Source organism: Streptomyces sp. NPDC107538, assembly GCF_055657445.1.
The window spans coordinates 318,990-336,431 of the sequence record NZ_JBVKAY010000001.1 but is presented as its reverse complement, the minus strand read 5'-3'; the positions used below and the strand labels follow the sequence as shown (position 1 = coordinate 336,431).

Sequence of the window (17,442 nt, the reverse complement as noted above, 5' to 3'; positions counted from 1 at the left end):
CGAGCTGAGGGCCGGTCGCTGTGCCGGGTGGCTGACTGGTGATCAGGTGGACGGGTTCCATGGTGAGCGTGCCACTGGAGAAGTCTGCTCTCCAGCGCACGACTTGTAGGGCCGGGCGTGCGTCAGGGTAGTCGAGGGGGTGAAGGCGACGGTCTTCAGCCGCCGGATCTCCAGGCGTTGGTGAGCTCGGCGCGGTCGTGGTGGTCGAGCGTGATCTCGCGCCAGGGCAGGCGGCGGACGCGGTCGAACAAGCCGGGATGGTTGGCCCTGGCCTGGGCGATGAAGTGGGCGCCACGGGTGCGGAAGTAGGTACCGTGGGCGGGCTGAGTGTGCAGCGCATCGGCGGTGATGACCGTGCCGGTCAGGTCGGTGGTGTCCAGCAGGGGCTGGAAGGCGGGGATCTCGTTGTTCTTGTCGGCGACCTGGCTCTGGGCCACGTCGCCGACAAGCAGCATGCTCCACCGCCTTACCTTCGGCGAGAACATCATCGGGACCGGCACCGACTCCTTCCGCCTCGCCCAGACCCAGGCCAAGGCCGAGGCCGCTGGCTGACGATCACAGCGGGCTCTTCCTCGACAGGCGCCGATTCGCCGATCGATTCGCGTTGCTCAGCCGACCGGCCCGGTCACCATCAGCGGGCGTACCGCCGGTTCGAGCAGCGCCAACGTCCGCTGCTGCGTGTCGAGGGCGACGCGGATACCGACCGGCATCGGCAGATTCGGGCCGGCGTGTCCGACCTCGACGTTACCCAGGACCGGGATGTCACGGTCGCCGAGGACCTCGAGAACTATCTCTCGCAGGGTCGGGGACGCGTCGGGCGAATCGAGTCCGTCGATCGCGGTCGGGATGCCCACGACCATGCCGGCGATTCGATCGAGGATGCCAGCGTGCCGCAGTACCTGCAGATAGCTCCACACATACGATGCTTGGCCGCCCAACTCCTCCCAGAACAGCACCGCGCCGTCGAACCATTCGAGCGGCAGCGCGTAACACGTCGCCTGGTTCAGCACGATGCGATTGATCACCCCGCCGATCAACCGCCCCTCGGCGTGACCGGCACGCCAGCACTCCCACGACGGGCTGGCTGGCAGCGCACCGATCGGCTCCGTACCAGTCAGCAGCGTCGAGTAGAGCTTCTCCAGCACCACCTGGCGCGCCGCGGGCGCGGCCTGCCAGTGCCCGCCGAGTCCAGGGGTGGCCACGTCGGCGTGGAACCCGACCAGACCTGTGCGCGCATAGAGCACCAGATGCAGCAGCGAGATGTCGCTGTAGCCGAGGATCGGCTTGGGATCGGCCGTGATCGCCTCGACGTCGATCATGTCGAGGTAGCCGAACGCCGTCTGGCCGCCATCATGCGCGATGATCGCGCGCACCTCAGGATCACGCAGAAGACCATTGAATTCCCTGGCGATCTCCGCCGGCGTAGCTGCGCTCCACCAGCGGTGCCGCCCTGCTTCGAGCAGCGGTGCCCGACGCACGCGGAATCCCATCCGCTGGAGCACGACTACCGCCTGCTCCAAGTCGGGCTCGTAAGCGGCATGGAGGGGCCCGGACAGCGATGCGATGACGACGAGATCTCCCGGCCTCAGAGCACGAGGCCGAAGCAGTTGAGGCAGATCGATGCGGGGCACCGAGGCAGCATCCCCGACGCCTTCAGCAACACGCTACGTATTTACCGATCAACCGCCCAGCAGGCCGAGCCCGCACAGGCCACCAGCTGGTCCCAATACGGAGCCGCCCCGGAAACATCACGTGAGCGCCCACAGAGCCGGAGGACGGTCACCACCACGGCACCGAGGAGAGGCCACAGCGCCCCGAAGAGGTGTCAAAACGCACTGACATCCTCGGGCTCGCCGAGCAGGAGCCGCCGCCGGAACTCACCGGCATGCGTTGTTCCTTGTCCTCGGCAAAGCCTGCCCACGCCGCCCCAGACGGCGGTGACCGGCGGGAGATGGCCGGGGAACCCGTCGCCGTGTTGCCGCTGGGGACCAGGACCACGTGACGTCCCAGAAAACAGCGCTGCCCGTCCGGGCATTAGCTGTATGTGCCTTCATCTCTCCCTCCCATCTCATCTGCCGCGTCCGTATCGGCATCGGCGTTTCGGCCACAGCCGAGGTCTCGGCACCTCGGCTGTGCCAACGGCCGTCGGCCTGCGACCTCGCGATCAGGCAGCTGGGGATACGGCTCAAACACGTGTGTTCGATGACGGACAGCACGTCGTTGTTCCGGTCATCGCTACCCTGTCCGCCCAAGTCAGCGCTGGAGGTGCCCCGTTGTCTGTCGTCCGAGCAGGCCCAACCGATCCCCCGACACCCCTACGGGCAGAAGGGTTTGTCACCCCGTTCGATCACGGGCCGCGGGGAGTGGTCCAGTGAGCGCGGAGCCAGCATCGCCGACCGCCGCGGTGACGCCGCGACGGTTGCCTCCTCCGCCGCCGGCCGAGTTGCGGTACGGGGGCCAGTACAGCAAGAACCCGCTGGCGCAGGTGTCGTTCTGGGCGATGTGCCGGCGGTTGCCGTCGGTGCTGAAGCAGACGGCACACATGGCGTGGGCGATCGACCGGCGTGCAGTGCTGCTGCTGGCCGTCTGTCAGCTGGCCATCGACATCAGCGCCGGGTACCAGCTGGTGGCGACCGCTGATGCGATGCAGTCCGTGCTGGGCGAGGGGCAGGTCGCCGACCGGCTGCGCGAGGCCGCTGGTGGTCATCGCGCTCGCGGCGGGGGCAGGGCGGATGGCGACGGCTCTGTCCTCGTACGCGGACGGGCGCATCACTCCGCCGCTGACGACCGAGGCGGACAGCGGTCTCGTGGCGGCAGTGTGCCGGATGGAGGCCGCCGCCCGCGCGGAGGACGGCTGTTCGGACCGGGAGGAGGCCGCCGAGATGGGGGTGGTCCGCAGCCGACTCGTGGTGCAGGACGCCACCCGGCTCACGGCCGCCGCGATCCGGATGGCCACCGCGAGCGGGGTCCTGACGGTGCTGCACCCGCTGATGCTCCTCGCGGTCGTTCCCGCCGGGGTCGGCGCGGTGCTCCACGCGAAGGTTACCTACGAAACCCACTACTCCAACGTGGGCGACCGCAACGTCCGGGCGAACATGCGCGGCTGGGCGACGTCCCTGAAGTACACCCACGAGATCCGCGCCAACGGCATGACCGGCTACCTGGTGTTCTGGTACCGAACCATCTCCGAACGCATCGACGCCCGCACCCTGGCCGCCGCCCCCAGGATGCTGCGGATCACCCTGGTCAGCTCAGGCATCGGCGGCCTCTTCCTCCTCCTCACCTGGGCCGCGCTGGCCTGGCTTGCGGCCACCGGACGCATCGAGGCGGCGATCGCCGCGACCGCCGTCGTCGGCGTCCAGACCACCCTGGCCGCCCTGAGCCAGCTCGTCATCTACGGCGCGGCGATGTTCCACAGCTCCCTCTACCTCGCCGACATGGACACCTTCCTCACCTACGCCGCCCAGCGCGCCCCCGACCGCGGAACGGCCGGGCTCACCAGCGCGCTGGAGACCGTCACCGTCGAGGAGGCGGTCTACCGCTACCCGGGCAAGGAGAAGCCCGCGGTCGCCGGGGTGTCGCTGACCGTGCGACGCGGCGAGATCCTCGCCGTGGTTGGCGAGAACGGCTCCGGAAAATCAACCCACACCCGACTGCTCACCGCCGTCTTCCTCACCGACAAGGGCACCGTCCGCTGGAACGGCCACGACGTCGCCGACCTCGACCCGCACCAACTGTGGGACGTCTCCGGCCTCGTACCGCAGAACTTCGCACAATGGCCGCTGACCGTCCGGGACAACGTCACCCTCGGCCAGCCCCGCGACACCGGGGACGACCTCGTGTGGCAGGCCCTTAACGCCGTCGGCCTGCGAACCGCCATCGAGGAACTCCCCAGCGGCCTGGACACACTGCTGGCCCGCGAACTCTGGGGCGGAACGGAACTCTCCGGCGGGCAATGGCAGCGCCTGGCCTGCGCCCGAGCCCTCTACCGGGGCGCGGGCCTGCTGATCCTGGACGAACCGACCGCCGCCCTCGACGCCCGCGGCGAACACATCATCCTCGAACGGATCAAGGCGACCGGCAGCGGCTGCATCACCCTCGTCGTCACCCACCAACTGGAGAACACCAAGATCGCTGACGAGATCGTGGTGATGGAGGAAGGCCGGGTCACCGAACACGGCACCTACGAGGACCTCGCCTCCGGCGGCGGAACCTTCGCACGCCTGCTAGCCCTGTCACAAGACCGCTGACCGACCGGGTGCCGCCCCGTCATATGCCGGGGCGGCACCCGCCTTCGTCCCCATCCCGGATTCCCGCCTTCCCGAAGGACCTAGATGACGACCAAACGACACGAGCAAGACGCCCGGCAGCCACAGCCGGCCTTCGCCTGGTCGACCCCGGCCGGGAGGACTGCGCGATGAAGCCCGAGGAGATCAACACCGCGGCGTGGACCGCCTACGGCCACCACCACCTCCGGCGAGGCACCCCCCTGCCAGAAGTCGAACGGATCGACTGGGGCCCCGGCACCACCGGTCCGGGGGATGCGATCCTCGGCGACCTTGACGGCCGACGGGTCCTGGACCTGGGCTGCGGGCTCACCCGGCACGCCGCCCACCTCGCCCGCGACCACGGCGCGCTCGTAGACGCCGTGGACTCCTCACCCACGCAGATCGAACGCGCCCGCACCCGCTACGACCAGCTGCCCGGTCTGAACGTGGTACTCGCTGACGCCGTCGAACACCTTCGCGCCGCCGCCCCGTACGACGTGATCTATTCCGTCCACTCCGTCCCCTACATCGACCCCCACCGGCTGCTGCCCGCCCTGAGCGCGGCGCTCAAGCCCGGCGGCAAGTTGTGCTTCACCGTCCTGCACACCAACTCCCACGGCGAGGGACCCTCCACCTCGCTCGTCCCGCGGCCGGAGACCCTGCGGCTGGCCGACGGCCCGGAACTGACCGTCCAGATGTGGGTCCTCACGCCCGAACTGTGGGAGGACCTGCTGGTCCATTACGGGCTCCGAGTGGAGAGCATCACCGTCCTCGACGCCCCGGAAGCGGGCAACCACGCCTCCTACCGGCTCTTCCAGGTCCGCCGCCCCGTACGCGCCGCCGACGGCGCGGTGGTGCTGAACGACGGCTTTCCGATCCCGCCGCGACCACCTGCTTCTTGACTCCCCTGCCCAGGTCAACGCTCCCTCTGGGAAAGGACATTCACGTTGCTGACGATAGGCAACTACAACGCCTGCAAACTCCGCCTCGACGCCCGCGGCACCGCCGCCTGGAACGCACGCGTCGCTGCGGTCCGCGAGCTGGCACCCGACTTGCTCGGCTTTCAGGAAGTCGTGGTCGACGAGTCAGCTACGCCTCATGACCAGTGGGATGTCCAGGCCGCCGAAACGATCACCGCGTTCGCCGCGGACTGCGGTCTGACCACCACGATCTCCGCCACCCCCGGACGGCCTCAAGGGGCGGTGATGGCCGCCAACACACACCGCGCCTGGTACACCGCCATCCTGTGGAACCCCGACACGGTGTCCTTCATCCCGGGCAGCTACCGACCCCTGGGCGCACCCGACTTCTGGCACGGGCTGACCACCGCTACCTTCGACATCGGCGGCGGGAAGTTCCTCACCGTCGTCCCCTACCATGGGGACCCTTTCCGCCCGGATTGGCGCGCGGAGGAGGCCCTGCGCATTAAGGGTCTTCTGCGTCGCACCGGAGGGGTGGCACCCGCCCTGGTCGTCGGCGACTTCAACGGCCTGTCTGCTGCCCAAGTGCCCGGCCCGGACGGGTCGCCTGTCTACTACGACGGCGAGCCGTACGCCGAGCAGGACCACGACCCGGCGTTCTGGACAGCGAGACCGCGCCGATGGCCCTGGCGTACAGCACACCGGTGAAGTGGAACCCGGCGCCCATCCCACGCGAGAGCCGGGCCCTCGCGCTGCCCCAGTACCGAAGGGACCGCACCACACAAACGCAGAGTCCCCGTCAGCAAACCGACGAGGACTCATGAACGATCGAGGCTGGAGAAACCCCATCACCGCAGGTCACGAGGCACTTCTTCGTTTCCGGATGAACTATCCACAGGCATCAGGCCGGTGGATCCGGGTTCAGAGGATCCTGATCCTGTCTATGCGGACCCCGTTGGGGTGGTTCGGCCAGGTGAAGGTGGTCCACTTGTTGATCGCGGTACCCGGCTGCCACTGTCCGTCCCCGTGCCACTGGGCCCGATTATTGCCGGTATCGATTCGCTGGACCCACTCCTCCCCTCCATAGATGTCAACAACCGTTTCTCCGGCGTTGGCCCAGCACACAAACCATTGGTTGTCCGAGGGGCTGTGCCCGCTGTGCCCCTTTACCGCGAGAAAATCAGGCCTGTCGCAGGAGACTTGATTGATCGCGGATGCCTGCGACGCGGTGCCGACGGTGAGCGAGGCGGCCGCCACGACGCTTGCCAGCGCGGACAGGACCAATCGCTTGGCTCGTTGATTCATTGAACTTCTCCTCTTTTTCTCGTGCTGGAAGGCCGGACGGCGGTGCGGTCTGGCACCGTGCCGCCGTCCGGAGGTGAGGGGTGAGGGTTCGGCTCAGGTCGGGTCAGGCGCGGTGCGGTTCTTCGCCGAGCAAGTCGGCGGCACTGCGGTGCACAGATCCTTGAGTCGTCTTGGCGAGTGGCCCCGCGAATCGAGGACGGCGATCGGGCTGGACCGCCGTCCTCGCGCCATCACGGTGGGTCAGTGGATCCTGATTCCGGTGATGCGGACCCCGTTGGGGTGGTTCGGCCAGGTGAAAACGGTCCACTTGTTGATCGCGGTGCCCGGCTGCCACCTTCCGTCGCCCTGCCACTGGACCCGGTTGTTGCCGGTGCTGATCTTGTCGACCCAGTGGTACGTTCCAAACGCCCAGCTGGAAACTCCTACCCCTTGCTCGTCTGTCCCGGCGTTGGCAAAGCAGAACTGCCAGGACGCGGTGGCGCTGCCGGGGACGTACCCCTCATGGCCCCATACGGTGAGGTAGTCGGTCCTGTCGCAGTTGACTCGGTTGATCGCGGACGCCTGCGGCGCGGCGACGACGGTGAGTGAGGCCGCCGCCATGACGGAAGTCAGCGCGGACAGGACTACCCGCTTGGCTCGTCGATTCATGAAGGTTCCATCTCCCTTTTTCTAGGCGTGTTCGGAGGACCGGACGGCGGTGCGGTCTGGCACCGTGGCGTCCGGAGTCGAGGGGTGAGGGTGTGGTTCAGGCCGTGTCAGACACGGTCAGGAGGTGCGCTGCCCGGTCGACTTGTGCTTCGACCTGCTTCTTGTAGCTGGTCAGGACTTTGGTGTTTGCGGCTATGAGCTGCTGCTGGTATCCGGTGAGGACCGCGAAGTAGACGCCGGCCAGGTTCGACGACCGTGTGCAGGACTCGTCGGCGGTGGCCGTGGCGATCTCCTTAGCGGTTGTCTTCTTGGCGCTCAGGAAGCCCTGGGCCAGCTTCTCGGGATCGTCGGCCGGGTGTCCCGCCTCGCTCATGCAGGCCGACCAGTTTTTGCGCGCGGCGAGAACCCGGCTGTCCGAGGCCGCCTGCTGGAACGACTGGCCGAACAGATCCTGGGTCAGCTTCCAGCCCTTGCTGCCGGCGAGAGACGGCACCTGCTTGTCCGCCTTGTCCCAGCAAACGTTGTAGTCCTTCAGTTCCCGGCCGGCCGGGCCTTTGGAGACCGGAGGAGTGATCGCGACATGGAAACCGACGCGCTTCGCGGTGCCACCGCCGATGTAGCCCCAGGCGCCTGCCGGGCGAATGGCTTCTTTCTCCGCCTGCGTCTTCGGGGCTCTCTGGGGCTTCTTCTTGTCTGCATAGCTCGCGTACCCCCGGCTTTTCATGCAGCGGGCAACCAGCGCCTCGTTCGTGTCGTGCAGCAGGACGTCATCCTGCTCGGACGTGCCATAGGCGGACAGCGGCAGCCCTATCAGCCCGTCGTACCCCGTGAGGGGTGCTGTCGGTGTGGCCGCGATGGCCGGCGAGGTGGTCTTCACGACCGAGGGGCTAGGGGTGAGGCCCGTGGAACAGCCGGTTGCGAGCAGGCCAGCGGCGAGCACCGCGACACATGTCTTGCTCATGCCGGGGCGCCTGCCGTGGCTGACGGCGGGTGTGCGTCGGGCTGCTGCCATGCTGGGTTTTACCTTCCCGGGAACAGGTGGTTGAGGTCCTGGCCCCGGGAGGGAGCCGACCCGAACATCATCTGGGCGCGGCGTGCTTGTGGTGTGCACGGTGTGCACGTGGCACGGAAGTGCGGGCCCCTGAAAGCGTGAGAGGGGTCTGTCACCGTGTCCGGAAAAGCGCCGTGCTTGGATGGCCCAAGCCTGTGCCGTGCTGCGTCCCATCCGCCATTCCATCGGAAGTTTTCGGCATGCTGGGATGATCGAACTGGCACTGGCCTGGAGAAACGCGGCCATCGTGGGACGCCGAATGGGATGAGGAACTGATGGAAGCACCTGAAGAGACAGCTGATTTCGCCGCGCTGTTACGCGAGTTGAAGCAGCGCTCCGGGCTGAGTTACGAGTCCCTGGCGAAGCGGGCGCGCATGAGCACCTCGACACTGCACCGGTACTGCAAAGGGGAAGGGGTGCCGGCTGACAACGCTGCCGTCGCCCGCTTCGCCCGGGTGTGCAAGGCAACTGACGAGGAAGTGAAGGAGTTACACCGGCGCTGGGCCCTGGCGGACGCCGCACGGGAACGTGCGCGGCGGACGGCGGACACGGCCGCAACCGCCGTGGACGGGGCCGGCACGTCCATATCCGGCTCTGCGGCGGAGCCATGGGCGCGCACCGGAGAAGAAACCCAGCCGGAGGCGGCGCCGGACGCCCCGCCTCCGCTCGCGCCCGAGGATCCTGCGGTGCTCGCCGAACCGTCGCCAAAGACGGTCGCCGTCGCGAACGGCACGCCTGCGCGTATCTGGAGCGCACGCAAGCGGTGGGGCCTGATCGGGGCGGGCACCGCCGCCGTGGTCGCCGTGCTGTTTACCGCGATCACGGCTACCCCGAAGCCAAAGGAGAATGACACGGCACCGAGCGGCCGGCCGACCGGCGCCCTGGCCTCCCCAACGGCGCCCGACGCCAAGAAGCCGCCGCAGACCGCTGCCCCAGTCAGCACCCAGGACAGCCACAAGGTCCCACTGACGGTGACCACCCGCACCCATGCCTGGGAAGACCCGCAGTGCGAGGCGAACTACCTGATCAACCGGCCTCCCACAGACGTCTCGCAGCCCTTGATGGGCCAAGACGTGCTGGGCTGGGTGAAGGCGCACCGCGCCATCGCCGCCAACCGGCAGCGCGTTGCCCTGACCGTCCAGGGCACCGGGGACGCAGCCGTCGTCATCGATTCCCTGCACGTCCGTGTCGCCAACTTGAGCGCGCCCCCGGCCTGGAACACATACCGGGGGTCATCGGGCTGCGGCGGAAACGTGGAAACGAGATCCTTCGACACGGACCTCGACGCAGCCCGCCCCTTCCTCGTGCCGAAGAACGGCCAGCGCGGTATCCCCTACAAGGTCAGCCGGTCCGATCCCGAGGTGCTGTACATCACCGCACGAGCCAGCGCCCACGATGTGACCTGGTACGTGGAACTGCAGTGGTCCAGCGGCGGCCGCCAGGGAACGATACGGATCGACGACCACGGAAAACCCTTCCGCACCAGCGGCAGCAAAGGCCGCCCCGTCTACGAGTACCTGAATGGCGACACCGACTGGACCGACGTGACCGACAGCTGGAACTGATGGACGGCGACGACATCGGCAAGTGGCTCCAGCAGCAGACTCAGCCCTGCCATCTGGACGCGTCTCCTGTCCGAGCAGCAGGAGCTGCTGTCCCAACTGGGCGTCACGGCCGCTGAGACGCCGTCTCCCGCACCGGCCGCCAAGGTTGCGACAAAGCGTCGCAGTGTTCCAGCGGGACCTGGCGGCGCTCGCGCACTGGGTGGAACGGGAAGGCGCGGACCGGCCGGTGCCAAGGGCCCACAACAAAGAGATCGCGGTCGACGGCGAGGCGGAGCCGGTGACTGTGAAGCGCTCGCCCAGGCCCAGCTGGCCGCCCTGCGGGAGCTGGGCGTGGAGTGGGCGTGACGCTCCCTCGGCGGGTCGTTGAACCGGCCGGACATCCCAGAGCACAGAGAGACCCCCGGGCCTCAGATGCCCGGGGTCTCGTACTGTCTCGCCGCGATGGCGAGGGCCGCTCGCGCGGCACGGCTGACAGCGGCCATCGGGAAGTGGCCGCCGACAGACGGCCCCCTGGATCTCGATCCCCTGCGCGTGGGGCAGTTGGGCCCGATCGCCCCGCTTCCGTTCGACGAGGACCGCAGCATCGTCGAGCACTCCGCCGATACTGACGACGAGGCCAGGGAACAGGTCTGCTGGTCGATCGGGCACACGATGAGCTCGCTGGCGCCGTTCGACATGGCGATGGACTGGTGTGATGTGCGACTGATGATCAACGATTACGCCTGGGTCGTGGTCTTCTGCTTGAGGCGTTCGTAGGGGGTCTGGCCGCCGAGGCCGCCGTGGGGGCGATGGTAGTTGTAGTAGTCCTCCCACTCGCGCAGCTTGTCGTTGAAGACCTCGGCGTCGTCGATGATGACGCCGTCGAGGAGCCGGTAGAACTCCTCGGCGTCGATGCGGTGGGAGCGTTCGACCTTGCCGTTCAGCCGCGGGGTGCGGGGCTTGATGTAGGTGTGAGCGATGCCCTTGTCGAGGACGTGCCAGTGGAAGGCGGACTGGAACTCGGCGCCGTTGTCGGTCTGGATGACCTCGACCTGGAACGGCAGGCGTTGGATGACGTAGTCCAGGAACTGGATGGCGGTGGCCTGGTTCAGCGTCGGGTAGATGCGTAGGACGCGCAGGCGGGTGCAGTCGTCGATCGCGGTGAACTGGAAGTACTTGTTGCGTCCGCCGCGGCGGCCCTGGGGCATCGAGGCGAGGGATTCGATGAACTTGACGTCGATCTGCACCCGGTGGCCGGGCAGTTGCTTCTCGTACCGCTTCCATCTGCGGTCGTGGCGCTTGTAGCGCTGGGAGGCCGGCAGGCGGCCCATGTCCAGGCGGTTGAGGATGCGCCAGACGCCGGACTTGCTGATGGTGACGTCGTGGTACCGCTTGAGGTACATAGCGATCTTCTCCGGGCCGAAGTGGTAGTTCTGCCGGAGATAGATGATCTTCCCGACCACCTCGACGTGCGTCGCGTTCGGCGACGTCTTCGGGGCCTTGGAGCGGGTGCGCAGGCCCTCGACGCCGTCGGCCTGGTAGCGGCGGTACCAGGTGTAGTACGCCTGCCGGCTGATCCCGAAGTACCGGCAGGACATAGCGACGTTCCCGGTGACCTCTTCGACGTGGCGTATGACGGCCAGGCGCCGCTTGGCCTCACGGTCAAGCGGCGGGGTGACGTTGGGCTTCGGCATGTGGATCTCCGTAGTGATCGGAGACCCAGGTGTCAACGATGATCGTCAGTTTTAGACCACAACTCCCGCAATCTGCTGATCCGGGCGCTGATGCATGAAGGCTGACTCTTCGACGCGGTGTTCAGCCCACGTAACGAGTCCGCCCTCGACACCCACATGATCAGCGTGGCATTGGGACTGGCCCTGCATGAGGCCGTCTGGCGCAACCAAGTCCGCTCGATCGATGACGTGCCTCTGCCCGACGTCCTGGACCTGCTCGGGCGGGGCGAGAACCCGGCTCAGAGCGTGAACGAGCGGGAGCTGTTGCGATCCCTTCGCCCGGCCGGCGCCAAAGTCCGGGGCGGGCGACTGCGGCTGACCGATGTCGCACGGCTGGAGAACTGTACTGCCGAGGAGTGGGACCGCTGGTGCACCGGCGCGCTCCACGTCGCCTCCTTCCACATCCGGCGTCAGCACACATGGCTCTCGTACGACACCTACCAGACCCGTGGGGCCCTGTTCCGTCTGGTCGATCTCGGTTATGACCACCAGGACTCCGGACGCATCGATCCGTTCTGGTACGCCGCGGAAGACTCGAATCACAACTCCTAAGCCGCACGACGCAGCGTCGCGAGCCGCTCCGCTACATCGAGCAGAACGCGGTCTGCGTACGGCCAGCCGATGATCTGGACGCCGATGGGCAGTCCCTGGGCGGTCGTGGTCACTGGTACGACAAGACTGGGCAGGCCGATGTGGCTGGTGAGGTTGGCCCAGCCGGTCTGGTCGAAGAAGTTCCGCTCCTGGCCGTCAGCTGTGAGAGTGCGACTGCCTGCCGGGATGGCGGCGGTGGGTGCGGCTGGTGTGACGAGGATGTCGTGTTGCGTGAAGAACCGTTGCCAATCGGACCGGAGCCGGGCACGTTCTTCGTTCGCGCGCAGCCAGGAGCGGTGGGTCTGGGTCCGGTGGCGGAGGAAGGTCGCGCGGGGGCTGGAGTCGTCGTCCTGCACTCGTCGCGCGGCAGTGAGTTCAGCGGCAGCGGCTTCGTCGCTGGCGGTGGCCGTGGCGGTGGCGTGCAGGAGCTGTTCGAAGAGTCGGGTGGAGTCGGCGAAGCGAACAGGTCCGGGGGTGTGGCGGACCTGGGCTCCGGTTGCGGTCAGTGCTTCCTCAAAGGTGTTGAGGGCCTGGGCGGTTTCCTGGTCGACGGGGCAGTTCAGGTCCTCGGCCCAGATCGCGATGCGCAGCTGTTCCACGCTCGGGCTGGCCGTCGGCAGATCCACGCGCCACGGAGTGCTCTCGGCTGATGCCGGGGTGGTCAGCGCGCTGAGCAGCAGGTCGAGGTCTCGGGGGTGGCGGGCCAGGGGGCCCGGGGTGATCATGTCACTGGTGGTGAGCCATCCCGGTGGCCGTGGGATGTGTCCTCGGGCGGGGACGAGGCCGTGGGTGGGGCGCAGGGCGTATACGCCGCAGTAGTGGGCTGGCAGGCGGAGGGATCCGGCGAGGTCACTGCCGAGTTCGAGGGGGGTCAGCCCGGCGGCGACGGCTGCCGCGGATCCGCCGGAGGAGCCGCCCGCGGTGCGGGTGTGGTCGTGGGGGTTGTGGGTGGTCCCGAAGAGGGTGTTGCTGGTGTGGAGGTCCTGACAGTAGGCGGGGACGTTGGTCTTGCCCATGATCACGGCGCCGGCGTGGCGGAGCCGTGCGACGGCGTCGGCGTCGCGCTCGGGGATGTGGTCGCGGAGGTCTTCGGCTCCGCAGGTGGTGCGCAGGCCAGCGGTTTCGAAGGAGTCCTTGACCGTGAGTGGCAGTCCGTCGAGCACGCCGACGGATGCGCCGCGGGCCCGGCGTGCGTCGGAGGCGTCGGCAGCCCGTTGGGCGGCTTCGATGTCGAGGGTGATGACGGCGTTGAGGGTACTGGCCTGGATTCGTTCGAGGTAGAGATCGAGCAGGGTCCGGCTGGAGACGGCACCTTGCCGGAGCGCGTCGAGCTGGGCGTGGGCCGGGAGGTCGGGGTAGTCGGTGCTCATGTGCTGACGGCCTCAGGGGCTGCTCGGTGATCGTGCCGGGCGAAGTGCCGTGCGGTGGCGCGCAGGGCGGGGAGGTCCTCGATGGGGTGCCGGGAGACGATGTTCTGGTCGGCGAAGTCGGTGGGCTGGGCAGGCAGTATGCGCTGGGTGTGGGCGGTGAGGGCGGCGTGGATCTGGTCGGCGGTGACCGCTGCGTGGAGTTCGTCTCCGGTGAGGCCAGCGGCTTGGTGCCGTTGTTCGCTGGCCTGCCGGACGTGGAGGTCGAGGTAGGGGCGGACCGCGATCTGGCCGTCGCGGATTTCCACGACGCGGCGGTACACCTTGAAGGGGATGCCGCGCGTGTGTGACCGGTCGTCCGGTGTGGAGTCGTTGGGGGTGAGGGCGATCTCGGGGACGGCTCGGTGGAAGGCGAGCCACAGCGGATGGAGCTGGCGGTGAGCGCAGTGGAGGCCCCACCGGTAGGTGGTGCGCCGTGTTTGGGCGGTGAGGGTGGGGATGAGCCAGCCGACCAGGGTGAGAATCGTTCCAAGGTCGCCGCAGATCCAGGCGAAGTCCTCCCAACCGGTCAAGGTCGTGCCCAGGGCCGCAGCGATCACGTTCCCGATACGCACGGCGCTGTATCCGAGGGTCACGGTCGCGCCGACCGCGACGGTGCGCAGACCGACGCGTACGGCCATGCGCGCACTGCGCCCGGCCAGGCGCCAGGAGGCAACCGCCAGGTACCCCTCGGCAAGGGTGTAGGCGCTGATGTAGACGGTCAGGTAGGCGGCATAGATGTTGTCGTGCGCGTAGTAGAGGGTGAAGTCGGTCGGCCGCTGGACGGCGGGCGTCAGCAGGAAGAACAGCACGAACAAGGTACTGATGACGGCGGCGCCGGAGGCGAGCCAGAACCGGGACATCCGCCGGGCTCGCTCGGCGGATGAGCTCCAGTGGCTCAGGACGATCTGCTGGCCGGCCAGCAGCGCCACCACGCAACTCATGGAGAGCGGGACGGCCAGATTCCTCGTACCGAGAGCATCGTCGACGGCCCGCCACACCGAGCTGATCGAGAACAGGAAGCTGAGCGCCGAGAGCAGGTAGACCGCGGTCAGTGCCGCCCAGGCGGTGTCCCGCCGCCGGACGGGAAGATCTCTCAGCAGGCAGGCGAGGCCGATGAGCGCCACGGTCAGGCTGATCGGATGCAGGATGTCCTTCACCGGCCGGCTCCTCTGCGGCTGAGCAGGGTGTGCGCGATCCGCTCTTGGATGTCGTCTCCTGTCGAGGGCCCGCTGTGCAGTCGGTGCTCGATGACCCGCCCGGACAGATAGGAGGCGAGGAGCTCGGCGTCGTGCTCCTCGGTCTCCTCGTAGCTGCTGCGTGCGAGCATCATCTCCACCATGTCCGGGTCGAGGAGCGGCGCAAGCTCCTGCGGGGACACCTCGGAGGGCCGGCGGCGTTCATGGTGGCCCAGCAGCAGATGGGCTATCTCGTGACCGATGACATGGTCCTGGTGGGCACGGCTGGTCAGCGGGTCGTAGAAGATGTGGAAGGCACTCACGGTGACATAGGTGACCCCACAGCGCCGTTCCGGAGTCGTCTCCGCCGCCTTGATGTGCACCGTGCGCCCCGTACGGCGGGTCACCTCATGGCGAAGGTCGCGAATACTGGCGACCTGAGGGATTTTCAATTCCGCCAGCAGACTGGGCTGTTGGCGCGGAGACGACCACATAGTTCTCTCAGTTTCCCGTTCTTCTGCTCGTATATGACATGGCGTCATTCAGGCGCCGGAGGGAGCCCTTCGAGTTCCCTCACTCGGTCAACTTCCTTGAGTACAGCGGCAAATCCGTCTGCGGACAGACCGATCATCCGGTAGAAGACACTCTCGACGCCCGCTTGTTTTGACTTGACCTCAGCAAACTGACGGACCGCTTCAGCAGCCAGTTCCTCATCATCGAAGAAGCGGAGCGGGAACCCGAAGGCTTGAGCCAGCAACTCCTTGGTCTCAGCTGACGGGTTGACGCGCTTCCCGGCGCGCAGCAGCGAGATATAGGAGTCGGAGATCGAGCCTCCGAATCCGGCAATTCGCGCAGCCACTTCCTTGTTGCTGTAGGCCCCCCGGCGCGGGGGGTGAACGTGCTTGAACAGCCAGTTCAGCTGCTCACGGAACATGGCTCCGTCATCGACGGAGGCGGTTCCCAACGAGTCACCCATGATCAACTTCCCCTATATCTGATCCTTGCGACTCCACCACAGTACGCCACTCTTGACTGGTGTTGACTGGCACGGCCTGGATATGACAAGTTCTCCACCACCAGCACCCCCTCGGTTGGTTCAGGAAGCTTTCTCATGGGTCATGTATTCACATGCGCAATCGGCTCAATGGCGCGACGCTCGACGCACTCGCAGCACATTGCACGCCCTCTTCATACACGAGCTTTCCCCCTCGAAACCTCTGGCGATGCTCAAGCCCGATTCGTTCCAGGAACGATTTTCGGCACGGCAACGAGAGCAGGCTCCGTTTCCGAGGGGACCGACGGAAGACGGAGGTGCCGGATCCGCTGCACAGCAACGCTTGCGCAAGTCTGCCGAGAGCCTGGTGCTTTACCGCATTCCAAGCGCTCCGGGCGACTGCGGCTGCAACTGCTGCCGTTCGGATCGGCGCGGCGACGGCCGCGCTCGGCGGAGATCACAGGACCCCGTCAAGCGTCACGCTCTGCAACTAGTACAGAGTTTGAGAACCAACTCTGGATCTTGACGCGGAGCCGTGCGTATGTTCGTCGTCCCCGGGCAGCCCGCCCGCGGTGACGGACGGAGCCAGCAAGCACGGACGGGATGGGACCAGGAAGGTCCCGTAATACAGCGACGGCGCCCGAGAGCGGTAACTCACGGACGCCGAACGCTAAGCGGCATACCCGCCCCGGCAAGGGCGGAGATTGCCCACCATCACCACGCTGAGTCCTTCCAAGGGGCGCGCCAGCGTGGCAACACTGCAAGAGGGAGTCTCGCATGCCTCCTGCCCTGCGCAAAAGGCCCTTCCGCCTGGCCTGCGCGGCAGCCACCTCCGCCTCGGCGCCTCAGTGCCCCGAGCCGGACCCCACCATCCCTGCCCCCACGGGCCGGGGATCCCGCCTGCTCATCGGGAGCGGCCGATGAGCAGCGAAGCCCGTGAGTGGGTGTGGGAGCACAGTTCCAGCCGGGGAACCGCGCGTCTGGTCCTGCTGTCGATCGCCGACCGGGTGTCCGACGAGCAGTGTGTCTCCTGGGCCTCGCTCTCCAGCCTGGCCAAGCGCACCGGCGCCTCCGTCTCCACCGTGCGCGAGGCCATCGAGCGCCTGGTCCACGCCGGCGAGCTGGAGCCGCTCGACGACCTCACCGGTCCGCAGCGCAGCACCGTCTACCGTCTCCCCCTCGCCGCCCGGGCCGTGGCACGGACGGCAGAGGAGGACGCCGACCAGACGTCGGCGGAGGGGCCCGAGGGTGCCCCGGCGCTCAAGATCTCTGCCCTGCGGCGGTGCGGAATCCGGCCGCGTGAGGTGCCGGAATCCGCCGCGAGGGTCCGGAAACCGGCAGTACCGGAATCCGGCAGGTCGAGGCGGAAACCGGCACCCCGACGTGCCGGAAACCGGCACAGTGGTGTACCGGAAACCGGCACACAGAACCGTAGTGAACCGGATTTGAACCGTAGGTACAGCAGTGGTGCCGCCGTCCTCCCGGCTGCCGAGTGGCAGGTCGACCCAGCCACCCACACCTGGGCCCGCCAGCAGGGACACCTCGACCGCCTCGGCGAGCAGGGCCTGCAGGCTGCGGACGCGAAGTGGCGTGCCCACCGGGCGGGCCACACACCGAGGCCGGCGGAAGCCTGGGCTGCCGACTGGCGCTCCTGGATCGTCCGGGAGCACGCTCCCAGCCGCCCGAACCTCTACGCCGGGCCCGGCAAGAACTCCACCGCACCGGGGGGCATGACGCGGACGGAGGCCCACACCGCCGCGCTTCTCGCCGCTCTCGACGAGCCGACCGGATCGGAGGGCTGACC

At 67.6% G+C, this 17,442-nt stretch carries 16 protein-coding genes and 1 pseudogene; 7 read left to right on the top strand and 10 right to left on the bottom strand.

Annotated features, from left to right (window positions below):
- Positions 1 to 155: 155 nt before the first annotated feature.
- A complete protein-coding gene (locus ACZ7MG_RS01480) occupies positions 156 to 455 on the bottom strand; it encodes a hypothetical protein (protein WP_471386074.1) in 300 nt (99 codons plus the stop codon).
- Between the two features lie 153 nt (positions 456 to 608).
- Positions 609 to 1,631, bottom strand: a complete 1,023-nt coding sequence (locus tag ACZ7MG_RS01475; RefSeq protein WP_471386076.1) for a S66 peptidase family protein — start codon at positions 1,629 to 1,631, stop codon at positions 609 to 611.
- An 869-nt stretch (positions 1,632 to 2,500) separates the two neighbouring features.
- Here ACZ7MG_RS01475 and ACZ7MG_RS01470 point away from each other — a divergent pair.
- The 3 genes and pseudogenes from ACZ7MG_RS01470 (at position 2,501) to ACZ7MG_RS01460 (ending at position 5,896) form a co-directional block, all read left to right on the top strand.
- A pseudogene (locus tag ACZ7MG_RS01470) lies at positions 2,501 to 4,250 on the top strand (ATP-binding cassette domain-containing protein).
- Positions 4,251 to 4,417: 167 nt separating this feature from the next.
- Positions 4,418 to 5,170 carry a class I SAM-dependent methyltransferase gene (locus tag ACZ7MG_RS01465; RefSeq protein ID WP_471386077.1) on the top strand — a complete coding sequence of 251 codons (753 nt, stop codon included), beginning with the start codon at positions 4,418 to 4,420 and terminating at the stop codon, positions 5,168 to 5,170.
- Positions 5,171 to 5,215: 45 nt separating this feature from the next.
- Positions 5,216 to 5,896 (top strand): endonuclease/exonuclease/phosphatase family protein, encoded by a 681-nt coding sequence (locus tag ACZ7MG_RS01460; RefSeq protein WP_471386079.1) that lies wholly within the window; start codon positions 5,216 to 5,218, stop codon positions 5,894 to 5,896.
- A gap of 213 nt (positions 5,897 to 6,109) precedes the next feature.
- Here the strand turns inward: ACZ7MG_RS01460 and ACZ7MG_RS01455 are convergent, their stop codons facing one another.
- The 3 genes from ACZ7MG_RS01455 to ACZ7MG_RS01445 all read right to left on the bottom strand — a co-directional run bounded on the left by ACZ7MG_RS01455 (position 6,110) and on the right by ACZ7MG_RS01445 (position 8,102).
- The gene (locus ACZ7MG_RS01455) at positions 6,110 to 6,493 is read right to left on the bottom strand and encodes a beta/gamma crystallin domain-containing protein (RefSeq protein WP_471386080.1); all 384 of its coding nucleotides are present in this window, start codon (positions 6,491 to 6,493) and stop codon (positions 6,110 to 6,112) included.
- Between the two features lie 240 nt (positions 6,494 to 6,733).
- Positions 6,734 to 7,141 carry a beta/gamma crystallin domain-containing protein gene (locus tag ACZ7MG_RS01450; protein ID WP_471386081.1) on the bottom strand — a complete coding sequence of 136 codons (408 nt, stop codon included), beginning with the start codon at positions 7,139 to 7,141 and terminating at the stop codon, positions 6,734 to 6,736.
- Between the two features lie 97 nt (positions 7,142 to 7,238).
- Positions 7,239 to 8,102 carry a hypothetical protein gene (locus ACZ7MG_RS01445; protein ID WP_471386082.1) on the bottom strand — a complete coding sequence of 288 codons (864 nt, stop codon included), beginning with the start codon at positions 8,100 to 8,102 and terminating at the stop codon, positions 7,239 to 7,241.
- 365 nt (positions 8,103 to 8,467) lie between these two features.
- Here ACZ7MG_RS01445 and ACZ7MG_RS01440 point away from each other — a divergent pair, with 365 nt between their 5' ends.
- Positions 8,468 to 9,757 carry a helix-turn-helix domain-containing protein gene (locus ACZ7MG_RS01440; protein WP_471386083.1) on the top strand — a complete coding sequence of 430 codons (1,290 nt, stop codon included), beginning with the start codon at positions 8,468 to 8,470 and terminating at the stop codon, positions 9,755 to 9,757.
- A gap of 441 nt (positions 9,758 to 10,198) precedes the next feature.
- The gene (locus tag ACZ7MG_RS01435; protein WP_471386084.1) at positions 10,199 to 10,513 is read left to right on the top strand and encodes a hypothetical protein; all 315 of its coding nucleotides are present in this window, start codon (positions 10,199 to 10,201) and stop codon (positions 10,511 to 10,513) included.
- Here the strand turns inward: ACZ7MG_RS01435 and ACZ7MG_RS01430 are convergent.
- Positions 10,474 to 11,430, bottom strand: a complete 957-nt coding sequence (locus tag ACZ7MG_RS01430; RefSeq protein WP_471386085.1) for an IS481 family transposase — start codon at positions 11,428 to 11,430, stop codon at positions 10,474 to 10,476. The genes ACZ7MG_RS01435 and ACZ7MG_RS01430 overlap by 40 nt on opposite strands.
- Positions 11,431 to 11,547: 117 nt before the next feature.
- Here ACZ7MG_RS01430 and ACZ7MG_RS01425 point away from each other — a divergent pair, with 117 nt between their 5' ends.
- Positions 11,548 to 12,021, top strand: a complete 474-nt coding sequence (locus tag ACZ7MG_RS01425; protein WP_471386087.1) for a hypothetical protein — start codon at positions 11,548 to 11,550, stop codon at positions 12,019 to 12,021.
- On the opposite strand, the gene ACZ7MG_RS01420 is transcribed toward ACZ7MG_RS01425, so the two are convergent.
- From ACZ7MG_RS01420 to ACZ7MG_RS01405, 4 genes are all read right to left on the bottom strand, one after another.
- Complete coding sequence (locus ACZ7MG_RS01420) at positions 12,018 to 13,430, bottom strand: amidase family protein (RefSeq protein WP_471386089.1); 1,413 nt, start codon at positions 13,428 to 13,430, stop codon at positions 12,018 to 12,020. The genes ACZ7MG_RS01425 and ACZ7MG_RS01420 overlap by 4 nt on opposite strands.
- Positions 13,427 to 14,626, bottom strand: a complete 1,200-nt coding sequence (locus ACZ7MG_RS01415) for an MAB_1171c family putative transporter (RefSeq protein ID WP_471386090.1) — start codon at positions 14,624 to 14,626, stop codon at positions 13,427 to 13,429. Before ACZ7MG_RS01415 ends, ACZ7MG_RS01420 begins: the two co-directional genes overlap by 4 nt.
- Positions 14,623 to 15,051, bottom strand: a complete 429-nt coding sequence (locus tag ACZ7MG_RS01410) for a secondary metabolite protein (RefSeq protein WP_471386092.1) — start codon at positions 15,049 to 15,051, stop codon at positions 14,623 to 14,625. Before ACZ7MG_RS01410 ends, ACZ7MG_RS01415 begins: the two co-directional genes overlap by 4 nt.
- Before the next feature lie 131 nt (positions 15,052 to 15,182).
- The gene (locus ACZ7MG_RS01405) at positions 15,183 to 15,620 is read right to left on the bottom strand and encodes a helix-turn-helix domain-containing protein (RefSeq protein ID WP_471386094.1); all 438 of its coding nucleotides are present in this window, start codon (positions 15,618 to 15,620) and stop codon (positions 15,183 to 15,185) included.
- A 938-nt stretch (positions 15,621 to 16,558) separates the two neighbouring features.
- On the opposite strand from ACZ7MG_RS01405, the gene ACZ7MG_RS01400 reads away from it, so the two are divergent.
- Positions 16,559 to 17,440, top strand: coding sequence for a helix-turn-helix domain-containing protein (locus tag ACZ7MG_RS01400; RefSeq protein WP_471386096.1), 882 nt, complete (start codon positions 16,559 to 16,561; stop codon positions 17,438 to 17,440).
- The last annotated feature ends 2 nt before the right edge of the window (positions 17,441 to 17,442 follow it).